Origin of the sequence: Arthrobacter sp. AQ5-05 (genome assembly GCF_003287975.1) — a bacterium.
Lineage (GTDB): Bacteria > Actinomycetota > Actinomycetes > Actinomycetales > Micrococcaceae > Paeniglutamicibacter.
Map to the genome: position 1 here is coordinate 42999 of NZ_QMKQ01000010.1, position 16743 is coordinate 59741.

15 protein-coding genes and 1 riboswitch are annotated in these 16743 nt (G+C 67.2%); of the genes, 9 read left to right on the forward strand and 6 right to left on the reverse strand.

All coding sequences use genetic code 11. The features are described from left to right. The 4 genes from purU to DQ353_RS10615 all read left to right on the forward strand — a co-directional run bounded on the left by purU (position 1) and on the right by DQ353_RS10615 (position 5375). A complete protein-coding gene (gene purU, locus DQ353_RS10600; RefSeq protein WP_113762732.1) occupies positions 1-867 on the forward strand; it encodes a formyltetrahydrofolate deformylase in 867 nt (288 codons plus the stop codon). Positions 868-1036: 169 nt separating this feature from the next. Further along, positions 1037-3133 carry a heavy metal translocating P-type ATPase gene (locus DQ353_RS10605; protein WP_113762798.1) on the forward strand — a complete coding sequence of 699 codons (2097 nt, stop codon included), beginning with the start codon at positions 1037-1039 and terminating at the stop codon, positions 3131-3133. Between the two features lie 73 nt (positions 3134-3206). After that, on the forward strand, positions 3207-3968 hold the full coding sequence (locus DQ353_RS10610) for a MerR family transcriptional regulator (RefSeq protein WP_113762733.1): 762 nt from the start codon (positions 3207-3209) through the stop codon (positions 3966-3968). Positions 3969-4541: 573 nt separating this feature from the next. Then, a complete protein-coding gene (locus DQ353_RS10615; RefSeq protein WP_113762734.1) occupies positions 4542-5375 on the forward strand; it encodes a formate/nitrite transporter family protein in 834 nt (277 codons plus the stop codon). A 122-nt stretch (positions 5376-5497) separates the two neighbouring features. Here the strand turns inward: DQ353_RS10615 and DQ353_RS10620 are convergent, their stop codons facing one another. The 5 genes from DQ353_RS10620 to DQ353_RS10640 form a co-directional block, all read right to left on the reverse strand. Further along, entirely contained in the window at positions 5498-7156 is a 1659-nt protein-coding gene (locus DQ353_RS10620; protein WP_113762735.1) for a thiamine pyrophosphate-binding protein, read from the reverse strand. Further along, positions 7153-8142, reverse strand: coding sequence for an agmatinase (speB, locus tag DQ353_RS10625; protein ID WP_113762736.1), 990 nt, complete (start codon positions 8140-8142; stop codon positions 7153-7155). Before speB ends, DQ353_RS10620 begins: the two co-directional genes overlap by 4 nt. Before the next feature lie 132 nt (positions 8143-8274). Next, positions 8275-8580: a transcriptional regulator gene (locus DQ353_RS10630; RefSeq protein ID WP_113762737.1), complete on the reverse strand. Its 306-nt coding sequence runs from the start codon at positions 8578-8580 to the stop codon at positions 8275-8277. Beyond that, positions 8564-9028 (reverse strand): hypothetical protein, encoded by a 465-nt coding sequence (locus DQ353_RS10635; RefSeq protein WP_113762738.1) that lies wholly within the window; start codon positions 9026-9028, stop codon positions 8564-8566. The genes DQ353_RS10630 and DQ353_RS10635 overlap by 17 nt, the downstream gene beginning before the upstream one ends. A 58-nt stretch (positions 9029-9086) precedes the next feature. After that, positions 9087-9524, reverse strand: coding sequence for a hypothetical protein (locus tag DQ353_RS10640; RefSeq protein ID WP_113762739.1), 438 nt, complete (start codon positions 9522-9524; stop codon positions 9087-9089). A gap of 334 nt (positions 9525-9858) precedes the next feature. On the opposite strand from DQ353_RS10640, the gene DQ353_RS10645 reads away from it, so the two are divergent. Continuing rightward, positions 9859-11670 carry an APC family permease gene (locus tag DQ353_RS10645; protein WP_113762799.1) on the forward strand — a complete coding sequence of 604 codons (1812 nt, stop codon included), beginning with the start codon at positions 9859-9861 and terminating at the stop codon, positions 11668-11670. 279 nt (positions 11671-11949) lie between these two features. Here DQ353_RS10645 and DQ353_RS10650 read toward each other — a convergent pair whose 3' ends face one another. Further along, the gene (locus DQ353_RS10650) at positions 11950-12525 is read right to left on the reverse strand and encodes a helix-turn-helix domain-containing protein (protein ID WP_113762740.1); all 576 of its coding nucleotides are present in this window, start codon (positions 12523-12525) and stop codon (positions 11950-11952) included. A gap of 163 nt (positions 12526-12688) precedes the next feature. Here DQ353_RS10650 and DQ353_RS10655 point away from each other — a divergent pair, with 163 nt between their 5' ends. The 4 genes from DQ353_RS10655 (at position 12689) to DQ353_RS10670 (ending at position 16654) form a co-directional block, all read left to right on the forward strand. After that, a complete protein-coding gene (locus DQ353_RS10655) occupies positions 12689-14215 on the forward strand; it encodes a sodium:solute symporter family protein (RefSeq protein WP_113762741.1) in 1527 nt (508 codons plus the stop codon). A 98-nt stretch (positions 14216-14313) separates the two neighbouring features. Further along, positions 14314-14892: a DinB family protein gene (locus DQ353_RS10660; RefSeq protein ID WP_113762742.1), complete on the forward strand. Its 579-nt coding sequence runs from the start codon at positions 14314-14316 to the stop codon at positions 14890-14892. A 12-nt stretch (positions 14893-14904) separates the two neighbouring features. Next, positions 14905-15016, forward strand: a riboswitch (SAM riboswitch). A 20-nt stretch (positions 15017-15036) separates the two neighbouring features. Beyond that, the gene (locus DQ353_RS10665; RefSeq protein ID WP_113762743.1) at positions 15037-15309 is read left to right on the forward strand and encodes a hypothetical protein; all 273 of its coding nucleotides are present in this window, start codon (positions 15037-15039) and stop codon (positions 15307-15309) included. 241 nt (positions 15310-15550) lie between these two features. Continuing rightward, complete coding sequence (locus tag DQ353_RS10670; RefSeq protein ID WP_113762744.1) at positions 15551-16654, forward strand: VIT1/CCC1 transporter family protein; 1104 nt, start codon at positions 15551-15553, stop codon at positions 16652-16654. Positions 16655-16743: the final 89 nt, after the last annotated feature.

Consider the following 16743-nt stretch of genomic DNA (forward strand, 5'->3'; position numbering starts at 1 on the left):
ATGGATACGAAGTCCGAAGTTGAACACGTCCTGACCGTCGCCTGCCCCGAGCGACCCGGCATCGTCCATGCGGTGACCGGGTTCCTGCTGGACGAGGGCCGCGACATCGTCGAGCTCAAGCATTTCGGGGACCGCCGCGCCGGGCAGTTCTTCATGCGCATCGACGTAGCCGGCCCCGACGCGGAGGGCCTGACCGAGCGCATGCGCGGCGGATTCGAGGCGCTGGCCGCCGAGTACGGGATCACCTGGACGCTGGTCCCCAAGGGCACCAGGAAGCGGGTGCTGATCATGGTCTCCAAGTTCGACCACTGCCTCAACGACCTGCTGCACCGGGCACGCCTGGGCGAGCTGCCGATCGACGTGGTCGCGGTGGTCTCCAACCACACCGACCACCAGTCCCTGGCGCAGTGGCACAATGTGCCGTTCTTCCACGTGCCGGTCACCCCGGAGACCAAGCCGGCCGCCGAAGCGCGTCTGCTTGAACTGATCGACCAGTTCGATGTGGAGCTGGTGGTCCTGGCCCGCTACATGCAGGTGCTCAGCGACGAACTCAGCGCCAAGCTCTCCGGCATGACCATCAACATCCACCACTCGTTCCTGCCCTCCTTCAAGGGCGCCAAGCCCTACCACCAGGCCTGGGACCGCGGGGTCAAGACCGTGGGCGCGACCGCCCACTACGTCAACGCCGAGCTCGACGAGGGCCCGATCATCTCCCAGCAGGTCCAGGACGTCGACCACACCTACTCCCCCGCGGACCTGGTGGCTGCCGGGCGCGACACCGAGTGCAAGGCGCTGTCCAACGCGGTGAAGTGGCATTCCGAGGGCCGGGTGTTCCTCTACGGCAACCGCACCGTGGTGCTGCGCTAGGCATCCTTCGCACGTGATTCGCTTTCCGGCTTCGGGCCGGCGGGATCCCTTCCGGGGTTCCGCCGGCCCGAAGCCGTTTAATCGGCGGTCCTGCCGGCTCCCGCCTACTCCAAGCCGAAACACTGCACCACCCCTTGATCTATACCCCTACGGGGTATAGGTTATGGGCATGAACGATCACCAGCGCCACACAACCACCCCGAGGGAAGCCGGGCCCCGCCCACCCGGCGGGGGGACGCACGCCGCACACCCGGAACCCGGGCACACCGGCATGGACCACACGACACACGCGGGCCACGTCGCGGTCTTCCGGAAACTCTTCTGGACCATGCTTGCCCTCTCCCTGCCGGTGCTGGCCTTCAACTCCATGTTCACCATGCTCATCGGCGTATCCCTGCCCGAGAACCCCTGGATCCCCTGGGTCTCCCCCCTTCTGGGTACCGTGATGTATTTCTGGGGCGGGCGCCCCTTCCTGTCCGGGGCACGCGACGAGCTGGCGGCCCGCAAGCCGGGCATGATGCTGCTGATCGCCCTGGGCATCACCGTGGCCTTCGCGTCCTCCTGGGGCGCAAGCCTGGGGATCCTGGACCACGGCCTGGACTTCTGGTGGGAGATGGCCCTGCTGGTGGTCATCATGCTGCTGGGCCACTGGATCGAGATGCGCTCGCTGGCCCAGACCACCTCCGCCCTCGATTCCCTGGCCGCGCTGCTGCCGGACACCGCCGAACGGATCGTGGACGGAGTCGCCGAACAGGTCTCCCCCGGCGAGTTGGCCGTGGGCGACATCGTCATCGTCCGTCCCGGCGGGCGCATCCCGGCCGACGGGATGGTCACCGAGGGCACCGCCGAACTGGACGAATCCATGATCACCGGCGAATCCCGGACCGTGTCCCGCGGCCCCGGCGCCCGCGTGGTGGCGGGAACCGTCTCCGCCGACACCGCGATCCGCGTGAAGGTCACCGCGACCGGCGCCGACACCGCCCTGGCCGGCATCCAGCGCCTGGTCTCCGAGGCGCAGGCCTCCAGCTCGAAGGCACAGCGCATTGCCGACACCGCGGCCGGCTGGCTGTTCTGGTTCGCCCTGGGAGCCGCCGCCATCACCGCCACCACCTGGTCGCTGCTGGGCGATCCGGACGCCGCGGTCATCCGCACCATCACCGTGCTGGTCATTGCCTGCCCGCACGCCCTGGGCCTGGCCATCCCGCTGGTGGTTTCCATCGCCACCGAGCGCGCCGCCGCCGGCGGGGTGTTGGTCAAGGACCGCCTGGCCCTCGAGGGCATGCGCCAGGTGACCTCGGTGCTCTTCGACAAGACCGGCACCCTGACCGTGGGCAAACCCGTCGTCACCGCGGTGGCCACGGTGCCCGGCCACGACGAGGAACAGATCCTCGCCCTGGCTGCCGCGGCCGAAGCGGACAGCGAACACCCGCTGGCCAGGGCCGTCGTGCGGGCGGCGGCCGAACGCCCACTGGTTCTCTCCCCCGCCACCGGGTTCCGCTCGGCCGCTGCCGAGGGCGTGCGGGCCACCGTCGAGGGCATCGACGTCGGGGTCGGCGGCCCGCACATGCTGGCCAACCACGCGCTGACGCCGCTGGCCGCCAGCGAGGCCTGGAAGAACGACGGCGCAACCATCCTGCACGTGATCGCCGACGGGCGCATCATCGGCGCGCTGGCCCTGGGCGATGAGATCCGGCCCGAGTCCCGCATGGCCGTGGACGCGCTGCACGCCCGGGGCATCGAGGTCGTCATGATCACCGGCGACGCGGCCGCGGTGGCCGAATCCGTGGGCAGGGAGCTGGGCATCGACAGGGTCTTTGCCGGCGTCCGGCCCGAGAACAAGGCCGCCAGGGTCGCCGCCCTGCAGGCCGAGGGCCAAAAGGTCGCCATGGTCGGGGACGGTGTGAACGACGCACCTGCACTCGCGCAGGCCGATGTCGGAATCGCGATCGGCGCGGGCACCGACGTGGCCATCGCCTCGGCCGGGGTCATCCTGGCCAGCGACGATCCGCGCTCGGTGCTCTCGGTCCTGGACCTCTCCAACGCCAGCTACCGGAAGATGAAGCAGAACCTGTGGTGGGCCGCCGGGTACAACCTGATCTCGATCCCGCTGGCAGCCGGAGTGCTGGCCGGGGTCGGCTTCATCCTGCCGATGTCGGTCGGCGCGGTGCTGATGTCGATCTCCACCATCGTGGTCGCGCTGAATGCGCAGCTGCTGCGCCGGCTGGACCTGCGCCCCGGCGCCGGCTTCGAGACGGACCGCGGGTAGGCAACCGCCCGGGCCCGAACCGCCCGCGCCGCCCCTTGACATTGACGTTGCGTCAAGCTTTACCGTTGATTCCATGGAACGCTCGATTCAAGAGGTTGCCAAGCTCGCCGGCACCACCAGCCGCACGCTGCGACACTACGACGACATCGGATTGCTGCCGCCCAGCCGCATCGGACACAACGGCTACAGGTACTACGACGAGTCCGCGCTCATCCGCCTGCAGCGCGTGCTGCTGCTGCGCGAGCTGGGACTCGGCCTGCCGCAGATCGCCGAACTCATCGCGGCCGAGGCCAACGAGTCCCGGGCCTTGACGACGCATCTTTCCCTGTTGCGTGCCGAACAGGACCGCCTGGCCCGGCAGATCGCCGCGGTGCAACACACCATCAATTCGATCCAAGGAAGCGAAAAGCTCATGGCACAAGACATGTTTGACGGATTCGACCACACATTGCACCGGGACGAAGTGGAGCAGCGTTGGGGCAAGGAGGCCTACGCCAGCTCCGACGCCTGGTGGCGCGGGCTCGGCAAGGAAGGCCAGGACGACTGGAAGCGCCGGGCGAAGGAACTTGGCAAGGACTGGATCGCCGCGGCCCGCGATGCCGGGACCACCCCGGGTTCCCCGCGGGCCCAGGACCTGGCCCGGCGCCACGTCGAGTGGCTCACCGGCATCCCGGGAACCCCGGCCGCCGGCTCCCCCGAACACACCAGGGCCTACGTCCTGGGCCTGGCGGAAATGTATGTGGCCGACGAGCGCTTCGCGGCGAACTACGGCGGAACCGAGGGCGCATCCTTCGTGCGCGATGCATTGGGGGCCTACGTCAAGACCATGCCGTAGTCTGGCCGCATGGAAAGCCACACGTACACGCTGCAATATGCCGGCCAAGAGTTCACGCTCACCGAGGCCGACCACAAGAAACTGTCCAGGATCCACGGTTCGTGACTGTCCATCAGCAGCGTGTTGTACCGGTTCACTCCTTTGGGAGAGGACGGCGAGGTGGCCATTGCCGTGGGTGCCGGCGCGCAACCCTTGCTCCGGAAAAGCATCCCGGCGTAGGACCTCGGCCCAACACGCCGCACCCGCGTGAGACGGTGCGGATGCGGCGGGGGGTCCCAAACCACAGGTGCGTCGGCGCGAACATCTTCACCAGCGCCTGCAGCACCACGAAGTTCGGGCCCCGAATTGCCGGCGCACGCGCCGTCGAACCAGGACTCCGGCGGACCCTTCGCCAGCTGATGAGGGATTCCAAGACACCTGAAGACACCGCACGCGCCGGACGCCAGGCGCCTGCGGGACGGAGAAACAAGTCTGGCCATGGCGGGGATGCAATGTCATCCTTGAACACGACATTCCGCCGCTCCAAGGCATGGCCGAAACGTCGATCGCGCGATCTGCGGGAGGTTGGAAGCAATGACAAGTGACAAACGTCGGCGGCAGCTGGGCGACAACGAGGCCCCGGTTGAGGAGGAAATCGAGGAGTCCTTCGACCGAATCGTCGAGGAAGGCGCCCAACGCCTGGCCCGCTCCTGGACGACGATGCTGGTCACCGGGACTTTCGGCGGGCTGGAAATCGGCGTCGGCGTGATGGCATACCTCGCGGTCATGCACGAAACTCACAACCACCTGCTGGCCGGGTTGGCCTTCGGCATCGGCATGGTTGCCCTGCTGCTGGCAAAAAGCGAGCTGTTCACCGAGGGATTCCTGGTGCCGATCGCCGCGGTCGCCGCCAAGGAGGCCAGCGTCGGCCAGCTGATCAAGCTGTGGGGCTCAACCCTGGTGATGAACCTCGTCGGCGGATGGGTCTTCATGTGGATTGTGGTGAAGGCCTTTCCCCAATGGAGGCCCGAGCTGGACGACGCGGCCCGGCACTTCGTGGAGGCCGGGTTCACCTGGCAGTCGGTCTGCCTGGCCGTTCTTGCCGGCAGCAGCATCACGCTGATGACGCGAATGCAACAAGGCACCGACTCCGACGTGGCGAAAATGGCAGTGGCCATGGCCGACGGCTTCATCCTCGTCGGACTGCAGCTGTTCCACTCGGTGCTGGATTCGCTACTCATATTCGGGGCCATCCATGCAGGGGTCCCCATCGGCTACGAGGATTGGCTGGGCTGGTTTGGCTACACGGTGCTGTTCAACATGGTCGGTGGCCTGCTACTGGTCACGGCGCTGCGGATGGTGCGCAACAAGGACCTGATTCGCGAACGCCGGGAGGACGCGCCGGAAGATCCGGACGCCGCCCGGTAAAGATGCCACGAGCCGTCCCTCGCCCTGGCGTCTCGGCGCAAAGGCCCACAGACGCGACAAGTGACCCGGTTCCATGAATGAACCGGGCCCCTTGTCCCTGCAGGCGGCCGGAAGCCGGCCGCCTACAGGTGCGTCGGGGCGAACATCTTCAGCAGCGTCTGGACCACCACCACGTTTGGTCCCTGCGCGGCGAATGACTCCTCGAGCGCCTCGCGCACATTCTCCGGCTCCGCGTACCGGGCCGGCACCCCGAAGGATTGCGCCAGCGCCACGAAGTCCGGGCGGGCCAGCTCGGTGGCGGTGGCCTTGCCGAAGGCGCCCTCCATGTACTCGCGCAGGATCCCGTAGCCGCCGTCATCGACGATCAGCCAGGTGACCGGCGCGTTGTGCTGCTTGGCGGTGGCCAGCTCGGCGATCGAGTACATGGCCGAGCCGTCACCGGAGACCGCCAGCACGCGTTCGCCCAGCCCCAGCGCCCCGCCGATGGCGGAGGGGAACCCGAAGCCGAGCCCGCCGGCGCCCTGCGCGGAATGGAATTCCCCTTCCCGCGCGTCCCAGCAGCTCCAGCCCCAGTAGGCGGAAATGGTCATGTCCCAGAAGGTCTGCATGTCATCGGGCACGGCTTGACGGATGTCGGCCATGAACGTGCGTTCCTTGGCCAGGTCCTGGGCGTCCAGGCGTGCCATGACCTTGGCCAGGGTGTCGGCAACGACCGCTTCGGGCCCCTGCCCGTGCCAGTCGGCCTCGGTCCCGCCCTCGAGCTTGCCCAGGGCCTCGCCCAGGTATTCGAGGGCGGCCTTGGCGTCGGCCCGGATGCCCAGGGCCGGGCGGTTGGATTCGAGCACGCGCGGCTCGGCGTCGATCTGGATCAGGTGCCCGCGCGGTTCCAGGGTGAAGTAGTTGCTGGTGACCTCGCCCAGCGCCGATCCCACCACGATCAGCACGTCCGCGTCCTCCAGGACCTCGGTGACATGCCGGTCCTCGACCCAGGACTGCAGGGACAGCGGGTGGTTCCAGGGGAAGGCACCGTTGCCGCCGGGCGAACAAACCACCGGCGCGCGCAGTGTTTGGGCCACGGCCAGCAGCGCATCCTGCGCCCCGGCCCGGCGCACGCCTCCCCCGGCCACGATCACCGGACGGCTGGCCTTGGCCAGCCAGCGGACCGCCTCGTCGATGAGTTCCACGCGCGGGGGATGCTCGTAGGCCTCGGCCAGCGCGTCGATGACCGGCGGGACCAGCACCGGGGCGAGCAGCACGTCCTGGGGCACCTCAACCCAGACCGGGCCCTGCGGCACCGTGATGGCGTCCGCCCACGCGTCCTGGATGGCCGAGGGGATGCCGGAGGCGTGGTGGACGGTGCGCTGGGACTTGGTGACGTTGGCCGCGGAGGCCTTCTGGTCATCGAGCTGGTGCAGCATGCCCTTGCGGCGGGCGCCGAGCCCGTCCAGCGGGATCTGGCTGGCCACCACGACCATCGGCACGCTCGTGGCATAGGCTTCCTGCAGCCCGGCCAGCGAGGTCAGCGCGCCGGGACCGGTGGACAGGAAGAGCACCCCGACCTCGCCGGTGGCCCGCGCATAGCCGTCGGCGGCAAAGGCGGAGTTGTTTTCCACGCGGGAGGAGACGAAATGCAGCTTCGAGCGCGAGAGCGCGTCGAACAGCCCCAGCGCATGCTGGCCGGGGATGCCGAAGACCGTGTGGGCACCGAGCGCCTCGAGGGTCTCGATGACCAGGTCCCCGCCGTTGCGCGTGCCCACCTCGGCGATGTCGTTCTGGCTCATGCCTGGCCCGCCTTGTCGTTGGCGCGCTTGTCGGCGATCAGCGAGATCAGGTCGTAGGCGACGTGCGAGGCGGCGACGCCGGTCATTTCGGCGTGGTCGTAGGCCGGGGCGACCTCGACGATGTCGGCGCCGACGATGTTCATGCCGCGCAGCCCGCGGATGATCTCGAGCAGTTCGCGGCTGGTGATGCCGCCGGCCTCGGGGGTTCCGGTGCCCGGGGCGTGGGCCGGGTCCAGCACGTCGATGTCCACCGAGATGTACAGCGGGCGGTTGCCGATGCGGTCCCGCAGCTTGTCCACGATCTCGCGCACGCCTTGGTAGTAGACATCCGAGCTGGTCACGATGCCGAAGCCGAAGCGCTTGTCGTCTTCGAGGTCCTTCTTGCCGTAGAGCGGGCCGCGGGTGCCCACATGTGAGATGGCCTCGGTGTCGAGGATGCCTTCCTCCACGGCGCGGCGGAAAGGGGTTCCGTGGGTGTATTCGGCGCCGAAGTAGGTGTCCCAGGTGTCCAGGTGCGCGTCGAAGTGCAGCATGGCCACGGGGTTTCCCGCGCGTTCGGCGGCGGCGCGCAGCAGCGGCAGCGCGATGGTGTGGTCCCCGCCCAGGGTCACCAGGGTGGAGCCGTCGGCGGTGAGGTCCAGCGCGTTTTGCTGGATGGTCTCGATGGCTTCGTTGATGTTGAACGGGTTCACCGCCATGTCCCCGGCGTCGGCGACCTGGGTCAGCGCGAACGGCGAGACATTCAGGGCCGGGTTGTACGGGCGGATCAATCGCGAAGACTCGCGGATGTGGGTGGATCCGAAGCGCGCACCGGGCCGGTAGGAGACCCCGGAGTCAAACGGCACCCCGACGACCTTGATGTCCGCGGAGGGCACCTGGTCGATGCGCGGGAGCCTGGCATAGGTCCCCAATCCGGCGAAACGCGGAATCTTGGAGGCATCGATGGGCCCGATGTTTCCGTTGTCTTCAATGCGGATTTCTTCCACGATCTTCTCCCTCAGGGGTTTCCGGCAGTACCTGCCGCCGGCCACGTCTTGTTGCTCAATATGAAACAACCGTTGCCCTGTATGCTATTTGTGGCGCGGCTTACAGTCAAGGCTCCCGCGCGAAACCCCGCACTACATCTCCTGCTCGAGCATGGCCCGCAGCGCCGCCACGTGCCCCACATAGGCCCTGCGGCCCTCCACGGCCAGTGCGACCCTTACATGGCTCCGGCCGCCCCTGGTGAAGCGCTCGACATGGGCATAGCGGGCATCGACCAGCTGCTTGAGGTGCTTGCTCAGCACCGAGTCGGCAACACCGAGCGCATCGCGCAGCTGGGCAAACTCGGCCCACTGCACCGGGGCCAGGGAAGCGCAGATGCGCAGGCGCACCGGAGCATGGATCAGCTCGTCAAACGCGGCCGGGTTAGACGGGTCGCTCATTGGCGTCCTTGAGTCGGTTCCTGATCGCGGAAGTCCGCATGCGGCACATGGCGTACCAACAGATGGCAAACACGACAACCCACTTGGCGGCAACCTCCCACCACGATCGGGGCTCCCAGAACCGGCCGGCCTGCATGACAAACACGAGCAGGAACGCATTCAACACGTAGGGCCCGGAATGGCTCAGGATGGGGCGCGGCTTGGGCCGCTTGCGCATCACCAGCAGGCGCCACGCAAGCAGGGGCACAGCGAGGGTCCCGACACCCAGGAGGATCGGCCACGAAGCAACTCCGAGCAGCGCCATGACGGTGGACATGACCAGCACCAGGGCAAGCACGAAGCCGCGGGGAGCTTCCGTGGAGTGCACCATGGCACCGGAGGCGCCGTCGACCTCGGCGAGCGCCTCGCGCGGATCAATGCCGGCTGGCCAGGATTTTTCGTCGGACATGCAAGTCCTCACTTTCCATTACGGAAAGTCTCGTCTTTCCATTATGGAAAGTCAAAGGTCAGGATGCCGGTTTGGGATTCCGCGGTCTTGCAAATGAGGCAAACAGGGCGCGGTCGGCCCCGTAGATGCAGAGGGAAATACCCGCGGACAAGGACAGGGCCTTGATGACGATCTCTTGCGGGTTTGCCGGCAGGAGCATCACCTGAACGGGCCCCACGAGGAAAACCAGCAAGACCATCCACAACACATACGACAGGGACACCGGCGGTTCGAGGGCCTCGGGATGAAATTGCCTGCGCATGATCGTGGCCACGGTGATGAAAAGAACGATCAGGGCCAGGGCGATGGCCCCGGGAATCACGAATTCCCTGTAGGCGCGCAGCAAGGTCAAGGTGGCGCCCATTGCCCCGCCCAACAACATGGCCAGCCACCAAGGTGCCCAGAGCCGCTTGGGTCGCCAAGGAACCGCAGCGGAATCTTCGGGCAGGGAACTCACAAGCAATGTCCTTAAACGAGCGGGCGCGAACCAGGAAACGACTTCCCTGCGTATCCCGCTACAAAATGGTTGCTTTTCGCCAGCTAAATGTCAAAGTAGACCCTGTCAGGCATGTCACTAAAAGCACTTGTCCCAAGGTATATCCAGTGATGCTCAACCAGGAGTAGGGTTCACACTCGTGAAGAAAACAACGGGCCCCAAATACCCCGTCCAGCCCCCGCGCCGAGCGGGCGGGACGAAGCTCATTGCAGCATGGCTCAAGGACACCGACATCGGCCAGGAACACAGCCAGGAGGTTGCCGCCAAGCCGACCGGACACCGCTGGTGGCAGGTCATGTGCCTTTCGGGCCTGGACTACTTCTCGACCCTGGGCTACCAGCCGGCCATCGCGGCCCTGGCCGCCGGCGCCCTGGCCCCGCTGGCCACCCTCATGCTCGTTGCAGTCACCCTGGGGGCGGCGCTGCCGGTGTACCGCCGCGTGGCCAACGAATCCCCGCACGGGCAGGGGTCCATCTCGATGCTCGAACGCCTGCTGCCGCATTGGAAGGGCAAGCTGTTCGTGCTGGTGCTGCTGGGCTTCGCCGCGACCGACTTCATGATCACCATCACCCTTTCCTCGGCCGACGCCTCGGCACACATCATCGAGAATCCCTACACTCCCGATTGGTTCAACGGGCAACAAATCATCATCACGCTCGTGCTGATCCTGCTGCTCGGGGCCTTGTTCCTGCGCGGCTTCCACGAGGTCATCTGGCTGGCCGTGGGGCTGGTGGCCACCTACCTGCTGCTGAACGTCGTGGTGATCGCGGTGGCCGTGGCCTCCCTTGTCTCCGATCCGGCACCCGTGGACCACTGGTGGCTGAACCTCACGGCCACGCACTCCAATCCGTGGATGATGATCGCGATCTCACTGATCGTGTTCCCCAAGCTGGCCCTGGGCCTGTCCGGATTCGAGACGGGAGTGGCCGTGATGCCGCAGATCCGGCCCACCCCCGGGGACACCGAGGCCAACCCGCGCGGACGCATTGCCGGGGCCCGGAAGCTGCTGCTCACCGCCGCACTGACCATGAGCGTGTTCCTGGTGTTCTCCTCGGTGGTCACCACCTTGCTGATTCCCGCCCCGGAGTTCCAACCCGGGGGTGCAGCCAACGGGCGGGCCCTCTCGTTCCTGGCGCATTCGATGCTTGGCGACGGGTTCGGCAGCATCTACGACCTGTCCACCATCCTGATCCTGTGGTTCGCCGGGGCCTCCGCCCTGGCCGGGATGCTCAACCTGATCCCCCGGTACCTGCCGCGCTTTGGCATGGCACCCGAGTGGGCCCGGGCCATCCGCCCGCTGGTGCTGGTGCTCATCGGCATCGCCGTGGTCATCACCATCGCCTTCGAGGCCAGCGTCGATGCCCAGGGCGCCGCCTACGCTACCGGCGTGCTGGTGCTCATGGCCTCAGCCGCGGTCGCCGTGACCATCTCCGCCAAGCGCCAGGGCCAGCGGTGGCGGGCCATCGGGTTCGGCACCGTGTCGGTCATCTTCGTCTACACCACCGCGGCCAACGTCGTCGAGCGCCCCGACGGCATCCGGATCGCGGCGTTCTTCATCGCCGGCATCATCGCCGTCTCCCTGATTTCCCGATTCCGCCGATCCACGGAACTGCGGGCGACTTCGGTGACCCTGGACTCCGCGGCCCTGGAGATCGTCAAGACCTCCACCGAGGATTCGATGGTGCGGATCATCGCCCACGAACCGGTGCGCCTCTCGGCCGCCCGCTACCGGCACAAGCTTGCCCACGCCAAGATGGCCAGCCACCTGCCCGAGGATGCCCGGGTGCTTTTCATCGAGATCAAGGTGTCCGACTTCTCGGACTTCGCCCAGGACATCAAGGTTTGCGGGGTCACCCGGCACGGCTACAAGATCCTGCAGGCCGAGGCCCCCTCAATCCCCACCGCCATTGCCGCGATCTGCCTGGAAATCCGCGACGTGACAGGAGTGATGCCGCACATCTACTTCCGCTGGACCGAGGGGAACCCGGTGCGCAACCTGCTGCGCTTCCTGTTCCTTGGCCAGGGCGAGATCGCGCCGCTGACCCGCGAGGTGCTGCGCGAGGCCGAGCCGTCGATCGCCCGGCGGCCCTGGGTACACGTGGGCTAGGGCGCGCTGCCTCGCATGGCTCGCACCGCCGGTGGCGGGCCAGGACCCCCTCGTCATGACTCGGGTCTGCTCGATCGGGACAGTGTTCGCACTTCTTTGGCCGGGATCTTCGTTGCTTCTGCGCTGCGCCATGCGCCACCGCGGGATGTCGCGGGGACCTCCATCCAACCCATGCCGGAGCATGAAGCCGGGCAAATCCTTCCCGTCGGCCGCGGATCACACCAGGGGAGTTGATCGGTTCCTCCCGCGTGCCGCATCCACGGGGTTTGGCAGCTTGTCCTAGCGCGAAGCGGCCGGCACCAGGGTCCAGGTCACCACGGCTTCCTCGCCCGTCGGGTTGAGCCAGCTGTGCGGCTCCCGGCCCGGAAAGGTCACGGTGTCCCCCGCATCCAGGTCAAAGCGTTCGTTGGCGAAGATCAGCACGAAGCGCCCGGAGAGCACGTGGAGCACTTCCACCTCGCAATCCACGGCGTAGAGCTCCTTTTCGCCCTCGCCGTGCGGGGCGATGACCGCGCGAATGACCTGCAGGCGCCGCTCGGAGCGGGCCGTCACCAATTGCTCGACGATGCCCTCGCCGCCCAGCGAGATCCTCGGGGCCTCGGCGAGGCGCACCACGTGGGTGTCCGGAGCCGTAAACAGCTCGCCGACCTCCATCGAGAGCACCTGGCACAGGGTCACCAGCGAGGCGACCGAAGGGCTGGTCAGGTCGCGTTCCACCCGGGACAGGAAGCCCTTGGTCAAACCCGTGGAGTCGGCGACCTGGTCGATGGTCAGTCGCTGGGCGTGCCGGGCCGCACGGATCCGCGAACCGATGGCCAATGCGGCACTGCTGGGTTCGACGGGCAGGGCTTTCATGGGCAAGGCTCTCCAGGGGTGCTCAAAGAAATATTTGGTCTGTCCAGCTTAGGGCAATTGACGTGTAAGGCATCTCACATTAGCCTATGAGTCAACAAATGTTTACTAACAGGCATCACCTGATGTCTGTTGGCCCCGCTCCCGAAGCAAAGGCATCCCCTTAATGGAATTCATCAATGGCACCATCGTCGCCGTCTACCTGGCGGCAATGCTCATCTTCGGCTGGTGGGGCAAATCGCGCACCAAGAACAGCAGCGACTACCTCGTTGCCGGCCGCCGGTTGGGACCTTTCCTCTACACCGGGACCATGGCCGCGGTCGTTTTGGGCGGCGCGTCCACCGTGGGCGGCGTGGGACTTGGCTACAAGTTCGGCATCTCCGGCATGTGGCTGGTCGTGGCGATCGGCACCGGAGTCATCCTGCTCTCGCTGCTCTTTGCGCCCACCCTGCAGCGGCTGAAGATCTTCACGGTCTCGCAGATGCTCACCCTGCGCTACGGCAGCAAGTCGGCCACCAACACCTCGGGCATCGTCATGCTGGCCTACACGCTGATGCTCTGCGCCACCTCCACCAGCGCCTACGCAACGATCTTCGTGGTCCTCTTCGGCTGGGAACGCTGGATGGCCATCGCCATCGGCGGGGTCATCGTGGTCATCTACTCCACCATCGGCGGCATGTGGTCGATCACCCTGGCCGACCAGGTGCAATTCGTCATCAAGACCGTGGGCATCTTCTTCCTGATGCTTCCCTTCGCGCTGAACGCCGCCGGCGGCATGGGCGGCATCCGCGAACGCGTCGGTGCCGAGTTCTTCACCTGGGACGGCATCGGCGTCCAGACCATCATCACCTACTTCGTGGTCTACACCCTGGGCCTGCTCATCGGCCAGGACATCTGGCAGCGCGTCTTCACCGCGAAGACCCCGACCGTGGCCCGCTGGGGCGGCACCACCGCCGGCATCTACTGCGTGCTCTACGGCGCGGCAGGTGCCGTGATCGGCCTGGCCGCACGCGTGGCACTGCCGGAGATCGATGTCGCCAACCTGGGCAAGGACGTCGTCTACGCCGAGGTCGCCACGCAGCTGCTGCCCGTCGCGATCGGCGGCCTGGTGCTGGCCGCGGCGGTTGCCGCAATGATGTCCACCGCCTCGGGTGCCTTGATTGCCGCTGCCACCGTGGCCCGCACCGACGTCACCCCGTTCGTGGCCAGCTGGTTCGGCAAGCAGGTGCAGGTGAACACCAACGAGAATCCGGAGCACGACGTGCGCGCCAACCGCATCTGGGTGTTGCTGCTGGGCGTGGTCGCGATCGTACTGGCCATCATGGTCTCCGACGTGGTCGCGGCCCTGACCATCGCCTACGACATCCTGGTCGGCGGCCTACTGGTGGCCATCATCGGCGGGCTGGTCTGGAAGCGCGGCAACGGGTTGGGCGCCGCCGCTTCCATGGCCGCCGGAACCATCGTCACGTTGGGCACCATGATCACCCTGGAGATCCAGGCGGAGAACCGCTTCGACGGCATCTACGCCAACGAGCCGATCTACTTCGGCCTTATCGCCTCGGCACTGGTCTACGTGGTGGTCTCGCTGCTGACACGGCCCACCGAGCCGTCCGTCATCACCAACTGGAACGCGCGGGTCGCCGGGCAGGGCGACACCGAGGGCGCGGACCTCAACGAGTTCGCCGGACGCTAGGCGGCCTTCCCCGCACGGCACCACCGACGGCCCCCTTTGGCGCACCGCGCCGGAGGGGGCCATTCCCCACCGGGCCCCGCGCTCCTAGGCTGGGGGCCATGGACGATCTCAAGGACCACCTGGCGACCTACCTGGACAATTCCCGCGACGCCATGCTCTGGAAGGCCGAGGGTCTCAGCGACGGGGAACTGACCCGGCCGATGGTGCCCACGGGCACCAGCATCCTGGGCCTGATCCAGCACCTCGGGTTCGTCGAGTACGGCTACTTCGTCCAATGCCTCGGCTTCACGATCGAGGACGAGCACTACGCGGCGCTGGAGGCCGATGCGGATGACGGCGCAGACATGTGGGTTGCGGCCGATGTCCCGTGCGCCGAGGTCCTGGCCTTCTACCGGCGGGCCATCGAGGCGGCAAACCGCAATATCGCCGCGCTGTCCCTGGATGCCCCGGCAACCGTTCCGTGGTGGCCCGGGGAACGGCGCCACACCACGCTCGGGCGGCTGATGCTGCACATGAACGTGGAAACCGCGCGCCATGCGGGGCATGCCGACATCGTGCGCGAGCTCATCGACGGGTCAACCGGGATGCGCCGGGACAACGACAACATGCCGCCCTATGACGGCCCGGCATGGAACGAACTGCACGAAAAGATCTTGCGGGCCTCCGAATCGCGGTAATGTGGGACACAGCTTCACGAGACGCGTCGGCAAGCTCCGACTAAGACGCGCACCAACCCCAGGTTCATGGGTGGTTCGGATGAAGAAGCGGCCGCGGTCCACTTGGCCCCGGCAAGAGCTAGTGAAAGGCCGTCCCTTCCCGCCATGGCACCTTCCATCCCCGTCCTGCCCCTGCTCGATGTCCACCGCGAGGTCCTCGAATTTCGCATCCGCGGCACCTGGCAGCGTTTCCACGTCGCGGACGCCGATGCCCTCGCCGCGGCCCTGGCCAACGCGGTCGCCTCCCCGCGCTGGGACCCCGACGCCCGGGCGCTGGTGGTGCGCATCCCGAAGGCCGGTTGCGCCACTGGCCAGGCCCGGATTTTTAGCCTCAGCGAATTCTCTCGGACGCTCCCGAACGTTACACTCGTGGGTTGAAGGGGAGTAGTTCCCAGACCCGCCGGCAGCGGCGGGACAGCGGTGCGTCGACATACTGGTTACAACGTGGTAACCCGGCAATCCACCTAGGGCCAGGGGCGGCAACGCCCGGTCCAGGCGAACGAGACCTTCGGTCCACACACTGGTGGCCCGAGGTCCAACGCACCCAAGAAACAATCCCGCTGGGCCTCCCCATCGCATGGCCGTCTTAGGCCGTGAACGCCCACACGAGGATGAGAGCATGACGCCACAAGCGCCGACCCCCACCCCAGCCCAGATCAAACGCTGGCGCAAGTACCTGGCCGACGAAGTCGCCGAGGGCGCGGTCTACCGCGAACTGGCCAACAACCGCCAAGGCGAAGAACGCGCGGTCCTGCTGGGACTGGCCGAGGCCGAAACCCGCCACGAGGAACACTGGCGCACGCTGCTGGGCGAACATGCCGGCAAGCCCATGAGCCCCTCGATCCGCCGCACCATGCTCCGCTTCCTGGCCCGGCACTTCGGTTCGGTCTTCGTGCTGGCCCTGGCCCAACGCGCCGAAGGCAACTCCCCCTATGCCGGGGACACCGACGCCAGCCGCCAGATGGCCGCCGACGAATTGGTCCACGAGGAGGTCGTGCGCGGCCTGGCCACCCGGGGCCGCAACCAGCTTTCGGGCAACTTCCGCGCAGCGGTCTTCGGCGCCAACGACGGCCTGGTCTCCAACCTCGCCCTGGTCATGGGCATCGGCGCCACCGGGGTGGCCACCTCCATGGTGCTCTTCTCCGGCATTGCCGGCCTGCTGGCCGGCGCCCTGTCGATGGCCGCCGGCGAGTACGTCTCGGTGCGTTCCCAGCGCGAGCTCCTCTCCGCGTCCAAGCCCACCCAGGTGACCCTGGCCGCCGCCCCGGACCTGGATTTGGACGCCAACGAGCTGGTGCTGGTCTACAAGGCCCGAGGCATGAGCGACGAGGACGCGGCCCACCGCGCCGCCGAACGCATGGGCATCTACTCCTGCGACTGCAACCCCTCGCTGTCGCTGCAGCCGGAGCTGGCCGATATCGCCGAGGCGCAGGAACACGAGGAAATCGGTTCGGCCATGGGCGCGGCTTCTTCCTCGTTCTGCTTCTTCGCCTCCGGCGCGGTGATCCCGATCCTGCCGTTCATCGTCGGTATGGGCGGCACCCCTGCCATCATGCTCTCCGCCGTGCTGGTGGGCATCGCCCTGCTGCTCACCGGCGGGGTGGTCGGCCTGCTTTCCGGCGCCTCCCCGACCAAGCGCGGGCTGCGCCAGCTGGCCATCGGCCTTGGCGCCGCCGGCATCACCTACGCTCTGGGCCTGCTCTTCGGCGGTTCCGTGGCTTAGCGGTTTCCCCGCAAAAACGACGGCAAGGTGCCGCCATCCCCCGGTATCCGGGATCCGGCGGCGCTTTTCCTCGCTGCGGCCCCGCAGAG

Bases quoted from the DNA above. Each gene is read 5' to 3' on its own strand.
- purU (WP_113762732.1), top strand. From the start codon at position 1: ATGGATACGAAGTCCGAAGTTGAACACGTCCTGACCGTCGCCTGCCCC.
- DQ353_RS10605 (WP_113762798.1), top strand. From the start codon at position 1,037: ATGAACGATCACCAGCGCCACACAACCACCCCGAGGGAAGCCGGGCCC.
- DQ353_RS10610 (WP_113762733.1), top strand. From the start codon at position 3,207: ATGGAACGCTCGATTCAAGAGGTTGCCAAGCTCGCCGGCACCACCAGC.
- DQ353_RS10615 (WP_113762734.1), top strand. From the start codon at position 4,542: ATGACAAGTGACAAACGTCGGCGGCAGCTGGGCGACAACGAGGCCCCG.
- DQ353_RS10620 (WP_113762735.1), bottom strand. From the start codon at position 7,156: ATGAGCCAGAACGACATCGCCGAGGTGGGCACGCGCAACGGCGGGGAC.
- DQ353_RS10630 (WP_113762737.1), bottom strand. From the start codon at position 8,580: ATGAGCGACCCGTCTAACCCGGCCGCGTTTGACGAGCTGATCCATGCT.
- DQ353_RS10635 (WP_113762738.1), bottom strand. From the start codon at position 9,028: ATGTCCGACGAAAAATCCTGGCCAGCCGGCATTGATCCGCGCGAGGCG.
- DQ353_RS10645 (WP_113762799.1), top strand. From the start codon at position 9,859: ATGTGCCTTTCGGGCCTGGACTACTTCTCGACCCTGGGCTACCAGCCG.
- DQ353_RS10650 (WP_113762740.1), bottom strand. From the start codon at position 12,525: ATGAAAGCCCTGCCCGTCGAACCCAGCAGTGCCGCATTGGCCATCGGT.
- DQ353_RS10655 (WP_113762741.1), top strand. From the start codon at position 12,689: ATGGAATTCATCAATGGCACCATCGTCGCCGTCTACCTGGCGGCAATG.
- DQ353_RS10660 (WP_113762742.1), top strand. From the start codon at position 14,314: ATGGACGATCTCAAGGACCACCTGGCGACCTACCTGGACAATTCCCGC.
- DQ353_RS10665 (WP_113762743.1), top strand. From the start codon at position 15,037: ATGGCACCTTCCATCCCCGTCCTGCCCCTGCTCGATGTCCACCGCGAG.
- DQ353_RS10670 (WP_113762744.1), top strand. From the start codon at position 15,551: ATGACGCCACAAGCGCCGACCCCCACCCCAGCCCAGATCAAACGCTGG.